Origin of the sequence: Scandinavium sp. UTDF21-P1B (assembly GCF_040750395.1) — a bacterium.
GTDB lineage: Bacteria > Pseudomonadota > Gammaproteobacteria > Enterobacterales > Enterobacteriaceae > Scandinavium.
The window spans coordinates 83,979-101,631 of sequence record NZ_JBFLVD010000010.1; the positions used below are offsets into that span (position 1 = coordinate 83,979).

The following is a 17,653-nucleotide window of genomic DNA, read 5'->3' on the forward strand; positions in this document are numbered from 1 at the left end:
AAGTTATGTGGCGAAATTATTTTGTCAGGATCAGTTTTCCGGCATGGGTCTGGCGCAGCAGGTAGTGCTGGCCGTCATGCTCGATAATGACCCGGCCTTCCGGGCCCAGCAGACTTTTGCTGCTGATACGGCGATCGTTGGGCTGCGGGTGCGGTTTAGGCGGCGTGCCGTCCGTTGCGGCGATGTTGTCCAGGGATGTCATAGTGTTAAAAATAGTTATCAATGTAACAATGATAATCATTATCAATAAATCAAAAGGCTCAGCAACCCTTTTTGTGAAAAATAGGTGAATGGATCAAAAAAGAGAGGTTACGCAAGGGATTATGGATTTTGTATTACCGGGCTGTACTGCGGTTGCCCGGCCTGGAGGCGTTTTAGGATGAGGTGGACGTTTGTAGGTCAGGTAAGCATAGCGCCACCTGACGACAAAAATTAAAAACGGGTATCAACCGCCGAAGCCAGTTTTTCCAGCAGAAGCTCACTGTCTTCCCAGCTCAGGCAAGGATCGGTAATCGACTGACCGTACACCAGAGGCTGCCCTGAAACGATTTTTTGCGTGCCTTCGCGCAGGAAGCTTTCTGCCATGATCCCGGCAATGGCCGTCGAACCGTTGCAGATCTGCTGGCAGATATCGTCACACACCTCCAGCTGACGGCGGTGCTGCTTCTGGCAGTTGCCGTGGCTGAAATCGACCACCAGATGCTCCGGCAAATCGAACTCGTGCAGCGTATCGCAGGCGGTGGCGATATCTGCCGCATGATAGTTCGGTTTTTTGCCGCCGCGCATGATGATGTGCCCGTACGGGTTGCCGCTGGTCTGGTAAATCGTCATCTGACCGTTTTTATCCGGCGAGAGGAACATATGGCTGGCGCGTGCGGCACGGATGGCATCGACTGCGATACGCGTATTGCCGTCGGTGCCATTTTTGAATCCAACCGGACAGGAGAGCGCCGAGGCCATTTCACGGTGGATTTGGCTTTCGGTGGTGCGCGCACCAATCGCGCCCCAGCTGATGAGATCGGCGATAAACTGACCGGTCACCATATCAAGAAATTCGGTCGCCGTTGGTACGCCAAGCTCGTTAACCTGCAGCAGCAGCTTGCGTGCCTGTTCGATGCCGTGATTCACGCGGTAGCTGCCGTTGAGGTCCGGATCGGAAATCAGGCCTTTCCAGCCCACCACGGTGCGCGGTTTTTCAAAATAGGTGCGCATGACGATTTCGAGGCGTGACTGGTGCTTTTCGCGCAGGGCCTGCAAACGACGGGCATAGTCCATCGCCGCATCCAGGTCGTGAATCGAGCAGGGGCCGATCACGACTAACAGGCGTTTATCTTCGCCGTTGAGTATTTTTTCGATGCGACGGCGGGAAGCGGTCACATGGTTTGCGACTTCAGCGGATACAGGATGGCGCTGTGCCAGTTCGGCAGGCGTGACCAGGCTGTCGATGCGCGCCGAACGCAGTTCATCAGTTTTGTTCATTGGGACTCTCAGAATTGGGTTACTTTCGCGGCCGAAGTGCCGGAAGTGATGCGCATCACGATAAACCAATCCCTGTTTTATTCAAGGCAGAATGTGACGCACATCTAATTACGCGGCTAATATTATCGCATTTTGCTACTTTGTACTAGTGTATTAGTACATGCGGCGGCTGAGTCCCATAATGTCGAGGATTTTGGTGGCGATCTCTTCCACCGAGTAGTTGGTGCTGTTGAGCCACGGAATCTGGTTCTTGCGGTACAGCGCTTCAACCTCGGTGACCTCCATCCGACACTGGCGCATCGAGGCGTAGCGGCTGTTTTCGCGGCGCTCTTCGCGAATGGCGGCAAGGCGTTCAGGGTTGATGGTGAGCCCAAACAGCTTGTGCTGCAAAGGCTTCAGCGCAGCAGGCAGCACGAGGTTATCCATATCGTCGGCGATGAAAGGATAGTTGGCGGCTCGAATGCCAAACTGCATCGCCAGATAGAGGCTGGTGGGGGTTTTGCCGCAGCGCGATACACCGAGCAAAATCACCTGCGCCTGATCGAGATTGCGCAGCGAAATGCCGTCATCATGCGCTAACGTGTAGTCAATGGCGGCGATTCGGGCATCATATTTCGCGAGGTTGCCCGATGTCAGACCATGGGTACGATGGGCAACGGGCGTCGGATCCAGCTTGAGCTCCTGCTGCAGCGGCGCCACCAGCGCCTGCACGATGTCCTGGCAGAAGCCTTCACTTTGCAAAATGATGGTGCGGATTTCCGGTAGCACGATGGAGTAGAACACCAGCGGGCGCACGCCTGACTGCTGGTAAATGGCGTCTATTTGCTCTTTGACCGCCTTCGCCCGGCTTTCGGTTTCGACAAACGGCAGGGTGATGCTGTTCACCGACACCGGAAACTGCGACATCACCGCGTGGCCGAGGACCTCGGCGGTGATGGCGGTGCCGTCAGAAATGTAAAAAACCTGGCGATCGACATTATTATCCATTTTGACCATCCGGTAAAAGTAAGTTAATTCGCTGAAGCATCTGTTTATTTTAATCACAAGTGCCTCAGGCGTGTCTCATAAATAATAATGAAAGTATGTTTTTATTTTTAGTGAAATGGGGTGTTCATTTTTATAAATCCGGGTTATAGACCGCTATTTTATGTGGGATTTTAAATGAATCATAGAGTTACATTGCTGGGGGGGATCTGTCCGAAAAACAGGAAAAATTAATTTGCTTGAACGATTCACCGTTTTTTCAACACGGTTAATTATGGCAGGATAATTAACGACGCCAGTGATGTTTCTGGCACTTTTCTTAATTAATGAAAGGATTGTTTCGATGTCTGACAATGCTCTGGTGCTCTGGTACAACCAACTCGGCATGAATGATGTAGACAGCGTCGGGGGTAAAAATGCCTCCCTGGGTGAAATGATTACTAATCTGTCCGATTTGGGCGTTTCGGTGCCTAACGGTTTTGCCACTACGGCCTGGGCTTTCAATCAGTTTCTTGACCAGAGCGGTGTGAACCAGCGGATTTATCAGCTGCTGGATGAAACCGACATGGACGACGTGACCGCACTGGCGAAAGCCGGGGCGCAGATCCGTCAGTGGATCATCGACACTCCTTTTACCCCTGAACTGGAAAAAGCCGTTCATCAGGCCTATGACCAGCTTTCATCCGACGATGCAGAAGCGTCATTTGCCGTGCGCTCCTCCGCCACCGCGGAAGATATGCCTGATGCCTCCTTCGCCGGACAGCAGGAAACTTTCCTTAACGTTCAGGGTTACGATGCCGTGCTGGTTGCCATCAAGCACGTATTTGCCTCTCTGTTTAACGATCGCGCCATCTCCTACCGCGTGCATCAGGGCTATGATCATCGCGGCGTAGCGCTCTCGGCCGGCGTGCAGCGCATGGTACGTTCCGACCTTGCGTCGTCCGGTGTGATGTTCTCCATCGACACCGAATCCGGATTCGATCAGGTGGTGTTTATCACCTCCGCTTTTGGCCTTGGCGAAATGGTGGTGCAGGGCGCGGTGAACCCGGATGAATTCTACGTTCACAAACCGACTCTTGCGGCAAATCGCCCGGCGATTGTGCGTCGCACAATGGGCTCGAAAAAAATTCGCATGGTCTATGCGCCAACCCAGGAGCACGGCAAGCAGGTTCGCATTGAAGATGTGCCGCAGGCCGACCGCGATCGTTTCTCTTTGACCGACGCGGAAGTGCAGGAACTGGCGAAACAAGCTGTGCAGATCGAAAAACACTACGGCCGTCCGATGGATATCGAATGGGCGAAAGACGGGCATACCGGCAAGCTGTTTATCGTGCAGGCTCGCCCCGAAACCGTACGCTCCCGCGGCCAGGTAATGGAGCGCTATACGCTGCATTCTCAGGGTAAAATCATTGCTGAAGGCCGCGCTATCGGCCATCGCATTGGTGCGGGCCCGGTGAAAGTGATCCACGATATCAGCGAAATGAACCGCATTGAGCCGGGCGATGTGCTGGTGACCGACATGACTGATCCGGACTGGGAACCGATCATGAAGAAAGCAGCGGCCATCGTCACGAACCGTGGCGGCCGAACCTGCCATGCGGCGATTATCGCCCGCGAGCTCGGCATTCCAGCGGTGGTTGGCTGTGGCGATGCCACTGAGCGCATGAAGGACGATGAGAAAGTGACGGTCTCCTGCGCTGAAGGTGATACCGGCTACGTCTACGCCGAAATGCTCGACTTCAGCGTGAAAAGCTCAAGCGTTGACACCATGCCGGATCTGCCGCTGAAAATCATGATGAACGTCGGCAACCCGGATCGCGCCTTTGACTTCGCCTGCCTGCCGAACGAAGGCGTGGGGCTGGCGCGTCTGGAATTTATCATCAACCGCATGATTGGCGTTCACCCGCGCGCGCTGCTGGAGTTCGACGACCAGGACGCGAAGCTGCAAAACGAAATCCGCGAAATGATGAAAGGCTACGATTCGCCGAAAGAGTTCTACGTTGGTCGTCTGACCGAAGGGATCGCTACCCTGGGCGCGGCATTTTATCCAAAACGCGTGATTGTGCGCCTCTCGGACTTCAAGTCCAATGAATACGCCAACCTCGTCGGCGGTGAGCGCTACGAACCGGAAGAAGAGAACCCGATGCTCGGCTTCCGCGGTGCGGGACGCTACGTGGCTGACAGCTTCCGCGACTGCTTCGCGCTGGAGTGTGACGCCGTTAAGCGCGTGCGTAACGAAATGGGCCTCACTAACGTGGAGATTATGATCCCGTTTGTGCGTACCGTTGACCAGGCGAAAGCGGTCATTGACGAGCTTGCGCGTCAGGGACTCAAGCGCGGCGAGAACGGCCTGAAGGTGATCATGATGTGCGAGATCCCATCCAATGCGCTGCTGGCGGAGCAGTTCCTTGAACACTTCGACGGTTTCTCTATCGGCTCGAACGACATGACTCAGCTGGCGCTTGGCCTGGATCGCGACTCCGGCGTGGTTTCTGAGCTGTTCGATGAACGCAACGAGGCGGTGAAAGCGCTATTGTCGATGTCGATTCGTGCAGCGAAGAAGCAGGGCAAGTACGTGGGCATCTGCGGTCAGGGTCCGTCGGACCACGAAGATTTTGCCGCCTGGCTGATGGAGGAGGGCATCGACAGTCTGTCCCTGAACCCTGACACGGTCGTGCAGACCTGGCTCAGCCTCGCTGAACTGAAGAAGTAATATCCCCAATCTATCCCCAATCCCCGGCTTGCCGGGGATTTTTTTGCCTGCTGCTCAGCGATTGTTCCTTACGCCAGCCTGCAACGCACGTAGCTCTCCGTGGGCCCGGTACGCAAATCACCGCTGGGCAATGAACGCTGAAATTTGGATAAAAAAAAGCCCATCGTGGGAGATGGGCAAAGACTACACACAGCAATTCGTTGTTTCACTCAGGGGATTTCCATGCTTATAAATCAAGGTGTTGATTTATAACCGTGACCTAATAGTAGGCATGGACAATTTTTGCGTCGATCGGATTGCTCTTAATCGTTAAAAAAAGGTAAAGAATTTGCGAGCAGGATACGGCCAATGTGCGCGGATTAAAGCTGAATAGCGCTGCTGCAGGGGATTAACAATAAGCAATGCTTAAGTATTGGCCCGGCATAGCGTTTCTGCCGGGCCAGAGTCATCAGCTGTCCAGCTTTTCGTGGCTGGATTCGAGAACCTCGAGTTCCTCAAGTACTTCTTCAGGATCGTTTGACGGCGGCGGTACTTCGCGCACCCAGGCGTCAAACAGTCGCCAGGAGACGGCGAGCAGCACCGGGCCGATAAACAGGCCAATCATGCCGAAGGCAATCAACCCACCGATAACGCCGGTGAGGATCAGCACCATGGGTAAATCGGCGCCCATACGAATCAGCAGCGGCCGGATAAAGTTATCCATCGTGCCGACAACGCAGCTCCACACCAGCAGCACGGTGCCCCAGGTAGTATCCCCGGTCCAGTAGAGCCAGATGATGCAGGGGATGAGCACGATCAGCGGGCCAAGCTGTACCAGGCAAGAGAAAATCATCACCACGGTCAGCAGCGTCGCGTAAGGTACGCCGGAAATGGCGAGGCCAATACCGCCCAGCACCGCCTGCACCAGCGCCGTGACGACCACGCCCAGCGCGACGGCCCGGATGGCCTGGCCTGCCAGCAACACCGCGGCATCGCCGCGTTTGGCTGCCAGACGCGTGGCGAAATAGCGAACGCCCCAGGCGACTTTTTCACCCTGCCAGTACAACAACGCGCTGAACAGCAGCATCAGACCGCAGTGCATCATAAAGCGACCAATGTGCGCAGCCTGGCCCACGAACCAGGTGGTGGTGGTGCCAATATACGGACGTACTTTTGCCATAATAGCGGTGCCGCCCATGTCCAGCAGGCTGTGCCAGCCGGAGTAAAGCTTCGCGCCTACCAGCGGAATACTGTTAAGCCAGGTAAGATCCGGCAGCGTCAGATTGCCGGAGGAGATGGCATGAACCAGCGGCGTGCTACCGTCAACCAGGCTGTTAATCAGCAACGCAATCGGAATGACGAACAGTAAAAACAGCAGCAGAGTCATGGCCAGCACCGCCAGTGAACGGCGGCCGAACAGGATGCGCTGAAGCTTAATCAGCACCGGCCAGGTGGCAATCACAATGGTTGCCGCCCAGGCAAATCCAAGCACAAAGGGCCGCACTATCCACAAACAGGCCACAATCATAAGCGTTAAAAACAGCACCGACAGCAGGATCTGCGGTATATCACGGGGCCGATGAAGGGTTGTCATACGTTTTGTACCTTTAAAAATGCACCCAATTGGGCGCAGAGGATAAATCCGTTTACTGATAATAATATCAACAATTTCGCGAACATGATCGCCATGAAATCCGATAAGCGTATAAGTAAAAAATGTGATACAACGATGAGGCGACACGCAAACGATAAAACAGAAACTAAAGCGTTGTTCAACACACCATCATCTTCAACACAACATAGTCAGGCAGGGTCGAGCGTCATGATCCCACAAATTTCTCAGGCACCCGGCGAAGTCCCGCTGGTGCTGAATTTTTTGCAGGCACTGGAGCAGCAAGGATTTACCGGCGACACCGCCACGCGTTATGCCGACAGGCTGACGATGGCGACGGATAACAGCATTTATCAGCTTCTCCCCGATGCGGTCGTTTTCCCTCGTTCCACCGCCGATGTGGCGCTTCTGTCGCGCATTGCTGACGAAGAGCGCTTTCGAACGCTGGTGTTCACCCCGCGCGGTGGCGGCACAGGCACCAACGGCCAGGCCCTGAATCAGGGCATTATTATCGATTTATCCCGCTATATGAACCGCATCATTGAGATCAACCCTGAAGAGGGCTGGGTGCGCGTTGAAGCCGGGGTCATCAAAGATCAGCTTAATCAATTCCTCAAACCTTACGGCTATTTCTTTGCGCCGGAGCTGTCAACCAGCAACCGCGCCACGCTTGGCGGGATGATCAACACCGATGCATCCGGGCAGGGCTCGCTGGTGTATGGCAAAACGTCTGACCACGTGCTTGGCGTGCGGGCCGTCCTGCTGGGCGGCGATATTCTTGATACTCAGCCAGTGCCGGTGATGCTGGCAGAAACGCTGGCAAAAGAGCAGTCGGCGAGCGGTCGGATTTACCGCACCGTCTATGAACGCTGCAAAGAAAACCGCCAGCTGATTATCGATAACTTCCCCAAACTGAACCGCTTTCTGACCGGTTACGATCTGCGTCATGTGTTCAACGATGAGATGACCGAGTTTGACCTCACGCGCGTGCTCACCGGTTCTGAAGGCACGCTGGCGTTCATTACCGAAGCGCGGCTGGACATCACACGGCTGCCAAAAGTGCGCCGTCTGGTGAACGTGAAGTATGACTCTTTCGACTCCGCGCTGCGCAACGCGCCGTTCATGGTGGAGGCTCGCGCACTGTCGGTGGAAACCGTCGATTCCAAAGTGCTGAATCTGGCGCGGGAAGATATCGTCTGGCACTCGGTGAGTGAACTGATTACGGACGTGCCGGACAAAGAGATGCTTGGCCTGAACATCGTGGAATTTGCGGGCGACGATGAGGCACTGATTGCGGGTCAGGTGAGTTCGCTGTGCCAGCGGCTGGATGCGCTGATAACCGCGGGCGAGGGCGGCGTAATCGGCTGGCAGCTTTGTGACGATCTGGACGGCATTGAACGCATCTACGCGATGCGTAAAAAAGCCGTGGGGCTGCTTGGCAATGCTAAAGGGGCGGCGAAGCCTATCCCGTTTGCCGAAGACACCTGCGTGCCGCCGGAGCATCTGGCTGATTATATCGTTGAGTTTCGTGCGCTGCTCGACGGCCACGGCCTGAGCTACGGTATGTTCGGCCACGTTGATGCCGGGGTGTTACACGTTCGCCCTGCGCTGGATATGTGCGATCCGCAGCAGGAAATCTTGATGAAGCAGATTTCCGATCAGGTTGTGGCGCTGACGGCCAAATACGGCGGCCTGCTGTGGGGTGAGCACGGCAAAGGCTTCCGCGCAGAATACAGTCCGGCGTTCTTTGGTGACGTACTCTACGGTGAGCTGCGCAAAGTGAAGGCCGCGTTTGACCCTGACAATCGCCTCAATCCGGGGAAAATTTGCCCCCCTGAAGGCCTTGACGCGCCGATGATGAAAGTGGATGCCGTGAAGCGCGGCACCTTTGATCGCCAGATCCCGATTGCAGTTCGCTCGTCCTGGCGCGGTGCTATGGAGTGTAACGGCAACGGCCTGTGCTTCAATTTCGACGCTAAAAGTCCAATGTGCCCGTCGATGAAAATCACCAGCAACCGTATGCATTCGCCAAAAGGTCGGGCGACGCTGGTACGAGAATGGCTGCGCCTGTTGGCCGATCGCGGTGTCGATCCGCTCAGGCTTGAGAAAGCCTTACCGGAAACACGCGCGAGCCTGCGCTCGCTGATTGAACGCACGCGCAACAGCTGGCATGCGAAGAAAGGCGAGTATGATTTTTCTCATGAAGTGAAAGAGGCAATGTCCGGCTGCCTGGCCTGTAAAGCCTGTTCCACCCAGTGCCCGATTAAAATCGACGTTCCGGATTTCCGCTCGCGCTTCCTTCAGCTTTATCACACCCGTTATTTACGCCCGCTGCGCGATCATGTTGTGGCGACAGTTGAAAGTTACGCACCGCTGATGGCCCGCGCACCTAAAACCTTCAACTTTTTCATCAGCCAGCCATGGGTCAAAAATCTGTCGAAAAAGCATATCGGCATGGTGGATCTGCCGTTATTGTCCTCGCCGTCGCTTCAGCAGCAGATGGTAGGACACCGTTCGGCGAACATGACGCTTGAGCAGCTGGAGGCACTGAGTCCGGAGCAAAAAGCGAAAACGGTGCTGGTGGTGCAGGATCCGTTTACCAGCTATTACGACGCGCAGGTGGTGGCTGATTTTATTCGGCTGGTGGAGCGCGTGGGCTATCAGCCTGTCGTGCTGCCTTTCTCACCGAACGGCAAGGCGCAGCATATTAAAGGCTTCCTGATGCGCTTTGCGAAAACTGCACAGAAAACGGCGGACTTTCTCAACCGTATGGCGCAGCTTGGCATGCCGATGGTTGGCGTCGATCCAGCGCTGGTGCTCTGCTATCGCGATGAATACAAACAGGTATTGGGAGAAAGTCGCGGTGAATTCCAGGTGCAGCTGGTACACGAATGGCTACCGGAGGCGCTGAAAAACACTGAAACCCGCGACGTCGGCGGTGAGGCATGGTATCTGTTCGGGCACTGCACTGAAGTGACGGCTTTACCGATGGCACCGAAACAGTGGGCGTCGATTTTTGCGCGTTTTGGGGCAAAACTGGAAAGCGTCAGCGTCGGCTGCTGCGGCATGGCGGGCACCTACGGCCATGAAGTCACCAACTACGCCAATTCGCTGGGAATATACGAACTATCATGGCAGCAGGCGATGCAGCGTCTGCCGCGTAACCGCTGTCTGGCAACGGGCTACTCCTGCCGCAGTCAGGTGAAGCGCATAGAAGGCAGCGGCGTTCGCCATCCGTTGCAGGCATTACTGGAGATTATCGGATGATCTGGAAACGACAAGCCACTCTTGATGCGCTTAACGCGATGGGTGAGGGCAATATGGTGGGTCTGCTGGATATTCGCTTTGAGCGACTGACCGGCGACACGCTGGAGGCAACGATGCCGGTAGATCACCGCACGTACCAGCCTTTTGGCCTGCTGCACGGTGGTGCATCCGTGGTGTTGGCAGAAACACTGGGTTCGGTGGCGGGGTATCTCTGTACCGAAGGTGATGAAAAAGTCGTGGGCGTGGAGGTCAACGCCAATCATATTCGTTCCGTCCGTAGCGGGCGCGTGCGAGGCGTGTGCAAAGCGCTTCACGCCGGGCGTCGTCATCAGGTCTGGCAGATAGAGATTTTCGATGAGCAGGATAGATTGTGCTGCACGTCGAGGCTGACCACCGCGGTGGTTTAGAATAACTGAACAATAAAGAAGCGCCCAATCTTCCGAATTGTGGCGCTTTTCTTCACTGTTTCTGCCAAATTGTCTTATTTAACAGCACGCCGGGAATTAATTATCGTTTCTGCGGTAATAAATGGTGCTATCACATCGGATTGCTCCCGATTTATTCGTGAGCACTTAAGGTAAGCTTCAGATTAATTCACTATCTTTTTTTCTACAGATGTAGCATTCTTGATTGCGAAATCTCCCCTGCCCGCAGACCAGCCTTTCTGGCTATAACAATGGACTCAAGGGTCGCGCAGGTTTTTAGACGTTTAAGTTAAAATGGTTTTTAACTCACGTGAAGTTTCACCACGTATCGCTTAATGATTGATGAATTGCTTCGTTTTTTCCTTACGCGCTACAGGTATACACGTACACAGGAATCAACGATGGCAAAAGCCTTCGACACATCTTTACTGCACCCTCGTAACTGGTTGACCTGGTTTGGTTTAGGCGTGCTGTGGCTGATGGTCCAACTCCCTTATCCTCTGCTTTATATTCTCGGTTCTTCATTAGGGCGCGCCTCTCGTCCTTTTCTGAAAAGAAGAGAAAAGATAGCGTCAAGAAATATTACGCTTTGTTTTCCGGATATGAATGATTGTGAAAAAGAGAAATTAATCGAACAGAATTTTATTTCTCTCGGAATGGGCTTAATTGAAACGGGGATGGCCTGGTTCTGGAGCGATGCGCGGGTAAAAAAATGGTTTGACGTGGAAGGTTATGAACACCTGGCCAAAGCGCTGGAAGATAACAAAGGCGTGATGGTGGTCGGGGTACATTTCATGTCGCTGGAGCTAGGCGGCAGGGCAATGGGTCTTTGCCGTCCAATGATGGCGACATACCGACCGCACAACAGCAAGATGATGGAGTGGGTGCAAACCAAAGGTCGTCTGCGTTCGAACAAAGCGATGATCGACCGCCGCAACCTGCGCGGGCTGGTTAGCGCGTTAAAAAGTGGTGAAGCCGTCTGGTTCGCGCCAGACCAGGATTACGGCCCGAAAGGCAGCACCTTCGCACCTTTCTTCAACGTTTCTCAGGCCGCGACCACTAACGGTACCTTCGTGCTTTCCCGCTTGTCTGGTTCGCGCATGCTGACCGTTACCATGGTGCGTAAAGCCTCAAACCGGGGCTACAGCCTGCATATCAGCAAAACCATGTCGGACTATCCGGTCGAAGATGAATTCCAGGCTGCGAGCTACATGAATAAGGTCATCGAGAAAGAGATTCTGCGCGCGCCGGAGCAGTATCTCTGGGTGCATCGTCGCTTTAAAACGCGTCCGGCAGGTCAGGCCTCGCTGTACTGATACGACTCAAAGCGCTAAAGCCTCGAGTGAATCATCCACGAGGCTTTTTCATTTTTCCGATCGCCGCAAATCCTATCTCATAAATAGATATTTTCGATACATCTTTTCTTTACCGCCTTTTCTGCGAACTTCTTCTGCTAAAGCATCTATTTTTCAATGCATTGAACAATTTCAGGTGTGACTGTTCACCTTGCGCATAGGGTCTATGCTTAGTGAAAGCGCCTTAAAAGGTCGTTTCCGCTGAAAGCCCCTGCTGATAAGGGGTTGAAGTGATAATCATTATCACTACCATAGAGGGATGCCCTGGTGGCTTTAACTCAATAAGGTGGACCTATGGAATTGCATTCAGAAACCTTCAATCCTGCCGATTTTGCCTGGCGTGGCATCAGCATGACGCCGGAGGCCGCGGCGCACGTTCGGGAGCTGGCAGACAAACAGCACGTGCTGGGGATTCGACTCGGAGTCAAAACGTCAGGCTGTGCAGGCTTTGCGTACGTGCTGGATACCGTGAGCGAACCTAAACCCGACGATCTGCTGTTTGAGTCCGACGGCGCGAAGCTGTGGGTGCCGCTTCAGGCGATGCCGTTTATCGACGGAACGGAGGTCGACTATGTGCGCGAAGGCCTGAATCAGATCTTTAAGTTTCATAACCCGAAAGCGCAGCACGAGTGCGGCTGTGGCGAAAGTTTTGGGGTGCAGGCGGAGTAATTATGTCACGTAATACTGAAGCAACTGACGATGTCAAAATGTGGAGCTGTGGGCAGCTCAATTATAAAGAAGGGTTCTTCACCCAACTGCAAACCGATGAGCTGGCAAAAGGAATCAGCGAGGATGTGGTGCGCGCCATCTCGGCGAAGCGCAATGAGCCGGAGTGGATGCTGGAATTTCGCCTGAACGCTTATAAAGCGTGGGTAGAGATGGAAGAGCCGCACTGGCTTAAGGCCCATTACGACAAGCTCAACTACCAGGATTACAGCTATTACTCCGCACCTTCGTGCGGAAACTGCGACGAGACCTGCGCGTCTGAACCCGGCGCGGTGCAGCAAACCGGGGCGAACGCCTTTTTGAGCCAGGAAGTAGAAGAAGCCTTCAATCAGCTTGGGGTGCCGGTGCGCGAAGGTCGCGAAGTGGCGGTCGATGCGATTTTTGACTCCGTATCCGTCGCGACGACCTACCGTGAAAAGCTGGCGGAGCAGGGCATCATTTTTTGCTCCTTCGGCGAAGCCATCCACGATCATCCTGAGCTGGTGCAGAAATACCTCGGTACCGTGGTCCCCGGTAACGACAATTTCTTTGCCGCGCTGAACGCGGCGGTTGCCTCTGACGGCACCTTCATCTATGTGCCCAAAGGCGTCCGCTGCCCGATGGAGCTTTCCACCTACTTCCGCATTAATGCCGAAAAAACCGGCCAGTTCGAGCGCACCATTCTGGTTGCGGATGAGGGCAGCTATGTCAGCTATATCGAAGGGTGTTCGGCCCCGGTACGAGACAGTTACCAGCTCCACGCTGCGGTGGTGGAAGTGATCATCCACAAAGATGCTGAAGTGAAATATTCGACGGTGCAGAACTGGTTCCCGGGCGATAACAACACCGGCGGCATCCTGAACTTCGTTACCAAGCGTGCGCTGTGCGAAGGCGAGAACAGCAAAATGTCGTGGACGCAGTCGGAAACCGGATCGGCAATCACCTGGAAATACCCAAGCTGCATTCTGCGCGGCGATAACTCCATCGGGGAATTCTTCTCCGTCGCGCTGACCAGCGGGCATCAGCAGGCCGACACCGGCACCAAAATGATCCACATCGGTAAGAACACGAAATCGACGATCATCTCCAAAGGGATCTCTGCCGGGCACAGCCAGAACAGCTATCGCGGCCTGGTGAAAATCATGCCGACCGCCACCAACGCACGTAATTTTACCCAGTGCGATTCGATGCTGATTGGCCCGGACAGCGGGGCGCACACCTTCCCGTACGTGGAGTGTCGCAACAATACCGCGCAGCTTGAACACGAGGCGACGACTTCGCGCATCGGGGAAGATCAGCTGTTCTACTGTTTACAGCGCGGCATCAGCGAAGACGATGCTATCTCGATGATTGTGAACGGTTTCTGTAAGGACGTTTTCTCAGAACTGCCGCTGGAGTTTGCGGTTGAAGCGCAAAAACTGCTGGCGATAAGCCTCGAACACAGCGTTGGTTAAGGATTAAGGGACACACATGTTAAGCATTAAAGATTTGCAGGTTGCGGTAGAAGACAAAGAGATCCTGCGCGGGCTGAACCTTGAGATTCGCCCGGGTGAAGTGCATGCCATTATGGGGCCGAACGGCTCCGGGAAGAGTACGCTTTCCGCGACGCTTGCCGGGCGCGAAGATTATGAAGTCACCGGTGGGTCAGTGGCGTTTAAGGGCAAAGATTTGCTCGAGCTGGCGCCGGAAGATCGTGCGGGCGAAGGTATTTTTATGGCGTTCCAGTATCCGGTGGAAATTCCGGGCGTCAGTAACCAGTTTTTCCTGCAAACGGCGCTCAACGCCGTGCGTGAATATCGTGGCCAGGAAACGCTCGACCGTTTTGATTTTCAGGATCTGATGGAAGAGAAAATTAAACTGCTGAAGATGCCGGAAGATTTGCTGACCCGTTCGGTCAACGTTGGCTTCTCCGGCGGCGAGAAGAAGCGGAACGATATTCTCCAGATGGCGGTGCTGGAGCCAGAGCTGTGCATTCTTGATGAATCGGATTCCGGTCTTGATATCGACGCCCTGAAAATCGTCTCCGACGGCGTGAACGCGCTGCGCGATGGCAAGCGGGCGTTTATTATCGTCACCCACTACCAGCGTATCCTGGACTACATCAAGCCGGACTTTGTCCATGTGCTGTATCAGGGGCGAATTGTGAAGTCCGGCGATTTTACGCTGGTGAAACAGCTGGAGGAGCAGGGCTATGGCTGGCTTACCGAACAGCAGTAACGCGCTACAGCAGTGGCATCATCTTTTTGAAGCCCGTGGCGAGGCGCGCACGCCGCATTCGGAGCAGCATCTGCAACAGATGCTGCGGCTTGGACTGCCGACGCGCAAGCAGGAAAACTGGAAGTACACGCCGCTCGACGGCCTGCTGAACAGCCAGTTTGTTAACTCTGAAGCGACGATCAACGAAGCGCAGCGTGATGCGCTGGCGCTGCCCGTTGCGGCGCTGCGGCTGGTGTTCGTCAATGGACAATACAGCGAAGCGCTGAGCGACAGTCTGGACGGCACCGGTTTCCGGATTGTTGTCGACAATGTGCGCGAAGCGCTGCCAGCACCCGTTCAGCCTGAAGTGTTCCTGCATCTTACCGAAAGCCTGGCTCAAACGGTGACGCATATTCAGGTGGCGCGAAACCAGCGGCCGACGAAGCCGTTGCTGCTGATGCACCTGACTCAGGGCGTGGCGGGTGAGGAGATGAATACCTCGCACTACCGGCATCATCTGGAGCTGGCGCAGGGTGCGGAAGCGACGGTGATTGAGCATTACGTCAGCCTGAACGACGCACGGCACTTTACCGGCTCGCGGTTGACGATGCAGGTGGCGGACAATGCGCATCTCCACCATATTAAGCTCGCGTTTGAGAATCCTGTCTGCTACCACTTTGCGCACAACGATATTCAGCTGGGCCAGGATGCCAGCGCCGTTAGCCACAGTTTCCTGCTGGGCGGTGCGGTGTTGCGCCACAATACCAGCACGCAGCTGAAGGGTGAAAACACCACGCTTCGCATCAACAGCCTGGCGATGCCGGTGAAAACGGAAGTGTGTGACACCCGCACCTGGCTCGAGCATAACAAAGGCTTCTGCAACAGCCGCCAGCTGCATAAAACCATCGTCAGCGATAAAGGCCGGGCTGTGTTCAACGGGCTAATTAACGTGGCTCAGCACGCCATTAAAACCGACGGGCAGATGACTAATAACAACCTGCTGCTCGGGCGGCTGGCGGAAGTGGATACCAAACCGCAGCTCGAAATCTATGCCGATGACGTGAAGTGCAGCCATGGCGCGACGATTGGTCGTATCGACGACGAACAGCTGTTTTATCTGCGTTCGCGCGGGATTTCGCAGCAGGCCGCGCAGCAGATGATCATCTACGCCTTTGCTGCGGAGCTGACGGAAGCTATCGACGATGAAATCCTCAGGCATGAAATACTGGCGCGCATCGGCCAGCGTCTACCGGGAGGCGGGGTATGACATTTTCAATTGATCGGGTGCGCGCAGATTTTCCGCTGCTTGCCCGTGAGGTCAACGGCCAGCCTCTGGCCTATCTCGACAGTGCGGCCAGCGCGCAAAAGCCCAATGCGGTAATTGATGCGGAAGCGGAATTTTATCGCCACGGTTATGCGGCGGTGCATCGGGGGATCCACACTTTAAGCGCTGAAGCGACAGCGCGAATGGAGCAGGTGCGCCAGCAGGCGGCCACTTTCCTCAATGCCCGTTCAGCTGAAGAGCTGGTGTTTGTGCGGGGCACCACCGAAGGCATTAACCTGGTGGCGAACAGCTGGGGCGGCAGCAACGTCGGCAAGGGCGATAACATCGTCATCAGCCAGATGGAGCATCACGCCAACATCGTACCGTGGCAAATGCTGTGCCAGCGCACCGGAGCCGAGCTGCGGGTGATTCCGCTGAATGCGGATGGCACATTGCAGCTGGATGCCGTACCGGGCCTGTTTGACGCCCGGACTAAGCTTCTCGCAATCACTCAGGTATCGAACGTACTGGGTACGGAAAACCCGGTGCAGGCGCTGATCGAACTGGCACATCAGCACGGCGCGAAAGTGCTGGTGGATGGCGCGCAGGCGGTGATGCATCACACCGTAGACGTGCAGGCGCTGGACTGTGATTTCTACGTTTTCTCAGCGCATAAGCTATATGGTCCGACGGGCATTGGCGTGCTGTATACCAAAGAAGACATTTTGCAGGATATGCCGCCGTGGGAAGGCGGCGGTTCGATGATCGCTACCGTCAGCCTGACCGAGGGAACCACCTGGGCTAAGGCTCCCTGGCGCTTTGAGGCGGGCACGCCGAATACGGGGGGAATAATCGCATTTGGTGCAGCGCTGGACTATGTCTCCCACCTTGGGCTTGAGAGCATCGCTGAATACGAGCAAACCCTGATGCACTACGCGCTGGTTGAGCTGGCGACCGTGCCGGATCTGACGCTCTATGGTCCTGCGAACAGGCTCGGCGTTATCGCGTTTAATCTCGGAAAGCACCATGCCTACGACGTCGGCAGTTTCCTCGATAACTATGGCGTGGCGGTCCGCACCGGGCATCACTGCGCAATGCCGTTGATGGCGTATTATAACGTTCCGGCGATGTGTCGTGCTTCGCTGGCAATGTACAACACCGTTGAAGAGGTGGATCGTCTGGTGGCAGGATTAAAACGCATTCACCGTTTGCTGGGCTGACAGGGAGGCTCCATGGCCGCATTACCGGATAAAGACAAGCTGTTGCGCAACTTCACGCGCTGCGCTAACTGGGAAGAAAAATATCTCTACATTATTGAGCTTGGTCAGCGCTTACCACCGCTTAACGATGAAGCCCATACGCCTGACAACCTGATTCAGGGCTGCCAGAGTCAGGTCTGGATAGTGATGACGCGCAACGCGGAAGGGCGTATTGAACTGCAGGGTGACAGCGACGCCGCTATCGTTAAGGGGCTGATTGCTGTCGTGTTTATTCTTTATGACCAGATGACGGCTCAGGACATTATTGCCTTTGATGTGCGTCCCTGGTTTGAACAAATGGCGCTCACCCAACACCTCACGCCCTCGCGTTCGCAGGGGCTCGAAGCCATGATCCGCGCAATTCGCGCGCAGGCGCTCAGTTTTAGCTAAACTAAAAGTACAGCTTTCATTCTGT

General features: G+C 54.9%; 14 protein-coding genes and 1 other RNA gene. 10 read left to right on the top strand and 5 right to left on the bottom strand.

What is annotated here, in order from left to right:
* Positions 1 to 16 precede the first annotated feature (16 nt).
* The 3 genes from hemP to ppsR all read right to left on the bottom strand — a co-directional run bounded on the left by hemP (position 17) and on the right by ppsR (position 2,466).
* Positions 17 to 241 carry a hemin uptake protein HemP gene (hemP, locus tag AB1287_RS06030; protein ID WP_435617239.1) on the bottom strand — a complete coding sequence of 75 codons (225 nt, stop codon included), beginning with the start codon at positions 239 to 241 and terminating at the stop codon, positions 17 to 19.
* A 191-nt stretch (positions 242 to 432) separates the two neighbouring features.
* A complete protein-coding gene (gene aroH / locus AB1287_RS06035; protein WP_435617240.1) occupies positions 433 to 1,479 on the bottom strand; it encodes a 3-deoxy-7-phosphoheptulonate synthase AroH in 1,047 nt (348 codons plus the stop codon).
* 153 nt (positions 1,480 to 1,632) lie between these two features.
* The gene (gene ppsR, locus AB1287_RS06040) at positions 1,633 to 2,466 is read right to left on the bottom strand and encodes a posphoenolpyruvate synthetase regulatory kinase/phosphorylase PpsR (RefSeq protein WP_312625734.1); all 834 of its coding nucleotides are present in this window, start codon (positions 2,464 to 2,466) and stop codon (positions 1,633 to 1,635) included.
* Positions 2,467 to 2,806: 340 nt separating this feature from the next.
* Here ppsR and ppsA point away from each other — a divergent pair, with 340 nt between their 5' ends.
* A complete protein-coding gene (gene ppsA / locus AB1287_RS06045) occupies positions 2,807 to 5,176 on the top strand; it encodes a phosphoenolpyruvate synthase (RefSeq protein ID WP_435617241.1) in 2,370 nt (789 codons plus the stop codon).
* Positions 5,177 to 5,324: 148 nt separating this feature from the next.
* On the opposite strand, the gene rprA is transcribed toward ppsA, so the two are convergent.
* Positions 5,325 to 5,432: antisense sRNA RprA (gene rprA / locus AB1287_RS06050), an RNA gene on the bottom strand.
* A 192-nt stretch (positions 5,433 to 5,624) separates the two neighbouring features.
* Entirely contained in the window at positions 5,625 to 6,749 is a 1,125-nt protein-coding gene (gene ydiK, locus AB1287_RS06055) for an AI-2E family transporter YdiK (RefSeq protein WP_435617242.1), read from the bottom strand.
* A gap of 228 nt (positions 6,750 to 6,977) precedes the next feature.
* On the opposite strand from ydiK, the gene AB1287_RS06060 reads away from it, so the two are divergent.
* From AB1287_RS06060 to sufE, 9 genes are all read left to right on the top strand, one after another.
* Positions 6,978 to 10,034: a D-2-hydroxyglutarate dehydrogenase YdiJ gene (locus AB1287_RS06060; RefSeq protein ID WP_435617243.1), complete on the top strand. Its 3,057-nt coding sequence runs from the start codon at positions 6,978 to 6,980 to the stop codon at positions 10,032 to 10,034.
* The gene (gene menI, locus AB1287_RS06065; RefSeq protein WP_312625729.1) at positions 10,031 to 10,441 is read left to right on the top strand and encodes a 1,4-dihydroxy-2-naphthoyl-CoA hydrolase; all 411 of its coding nucleotides are present in this window, start codon (positions 10,031 to 10,033) and stop codon (positions 10,439 to 10,441) included. The genes AB1287_RS06060 and menI overlap by 4 nt, the downstream gene beginning before the upstream one ends.
* A 419-nt stretch (positions 10,442 to 10,860) precedes the next feature.
* A complete protein-coding gene (gene lpxP / locus AB1287_RS06070) occupies positions 10,861 to 11,775 on the top strand; it encodes a kdo(2)-lipid IV(A) palmitoleoyltransferase (RefSeq protein WP_312625728.1) in 915 nt (304 codons plus the stop codon).
* Positions 11,776 to 12,108: 333 nt separating this feature from the next.
* Positions 12,109 to 12,483: a Fe-S cluster assembly scaffold SufA gene (gene sufA / locus AB1287_RS06075; protein ID WP_312625727.1), complete on the top strand. Its 375-nt coding sequence runs from the start codon at positions 12,109 to 12,111 to the stop codon at positions 12,481 to 12,483.
* A gap of 2 nt (positions 12,484 to 12,485) precedes the next feature.
* Positions 12,486 to 13,973, top strand: coding sequence for a Fe-S cluster assembly protein SufB (gene sufB / locus AB1287_RS06080; RefSeq protein ID WP_435617244.1), 1,488 nt, complete (start codon positions 12,486 to 12,488; stop codon positions 13,971 to 13,973).
* Between the two features lie 16 nt (positions 13,974 to 13,989).
* Positions 13,990 to 14,736, top strand: a complete 747-nt coding sequence (gene sufC / locus AB1287_RS06085) for a Fe-S cluster assembly ATPase SufC (protein WP_312625724.1) — start codon at positions 13,990 to 13,992, stop codon at positions 14,734 to 14,736.
* The gene (gene sufD, locus AB1287_RS06090; RefSeq protein WP_435617245.1) at positions 14,711 to 15,982 is read left to right on the top strand and encodes a Fe-S cluster assembly protein SufD; all 1,272 of its coding nucleotides are present in this window, start codon (positions 14,711 to 14,713) and stop codon (positions 15,980 to 15,982) included. Before sufC ends, sufD begins: the two co-directional genes overlap by 26 nt.
* Entirely contained in the window at positions 15,979 to 17,199 is a 1,221-nt protein-coding gene (gene sufS / locus AB1287_RS06095) for a cysteine desulfurase SufS (RefSeq protein WP_435617246.1), read from the top strand. The genes sufD and sufS overlap by 4 nt, the downstream gene beginning before the upstream one ends.
* 12 nt (positions 17,200 to 17,211) lie before the next feature.
* Positions 17,212 to 17,628 (top strand): cysteine desulfuration protein SufE, encoded by a 417-nt coding sequence (gene sufE, locus AB1287_RS06100; RefSeq protein ID WP_435617247.1) that lies wholly within the window; start codon positions 17,212 to 17,214, stop codon positions 17,626 to 17,628.
* The last annotated feature ends 25 nt before the right edge of the window (positions 17,629 to 17,653 follow it).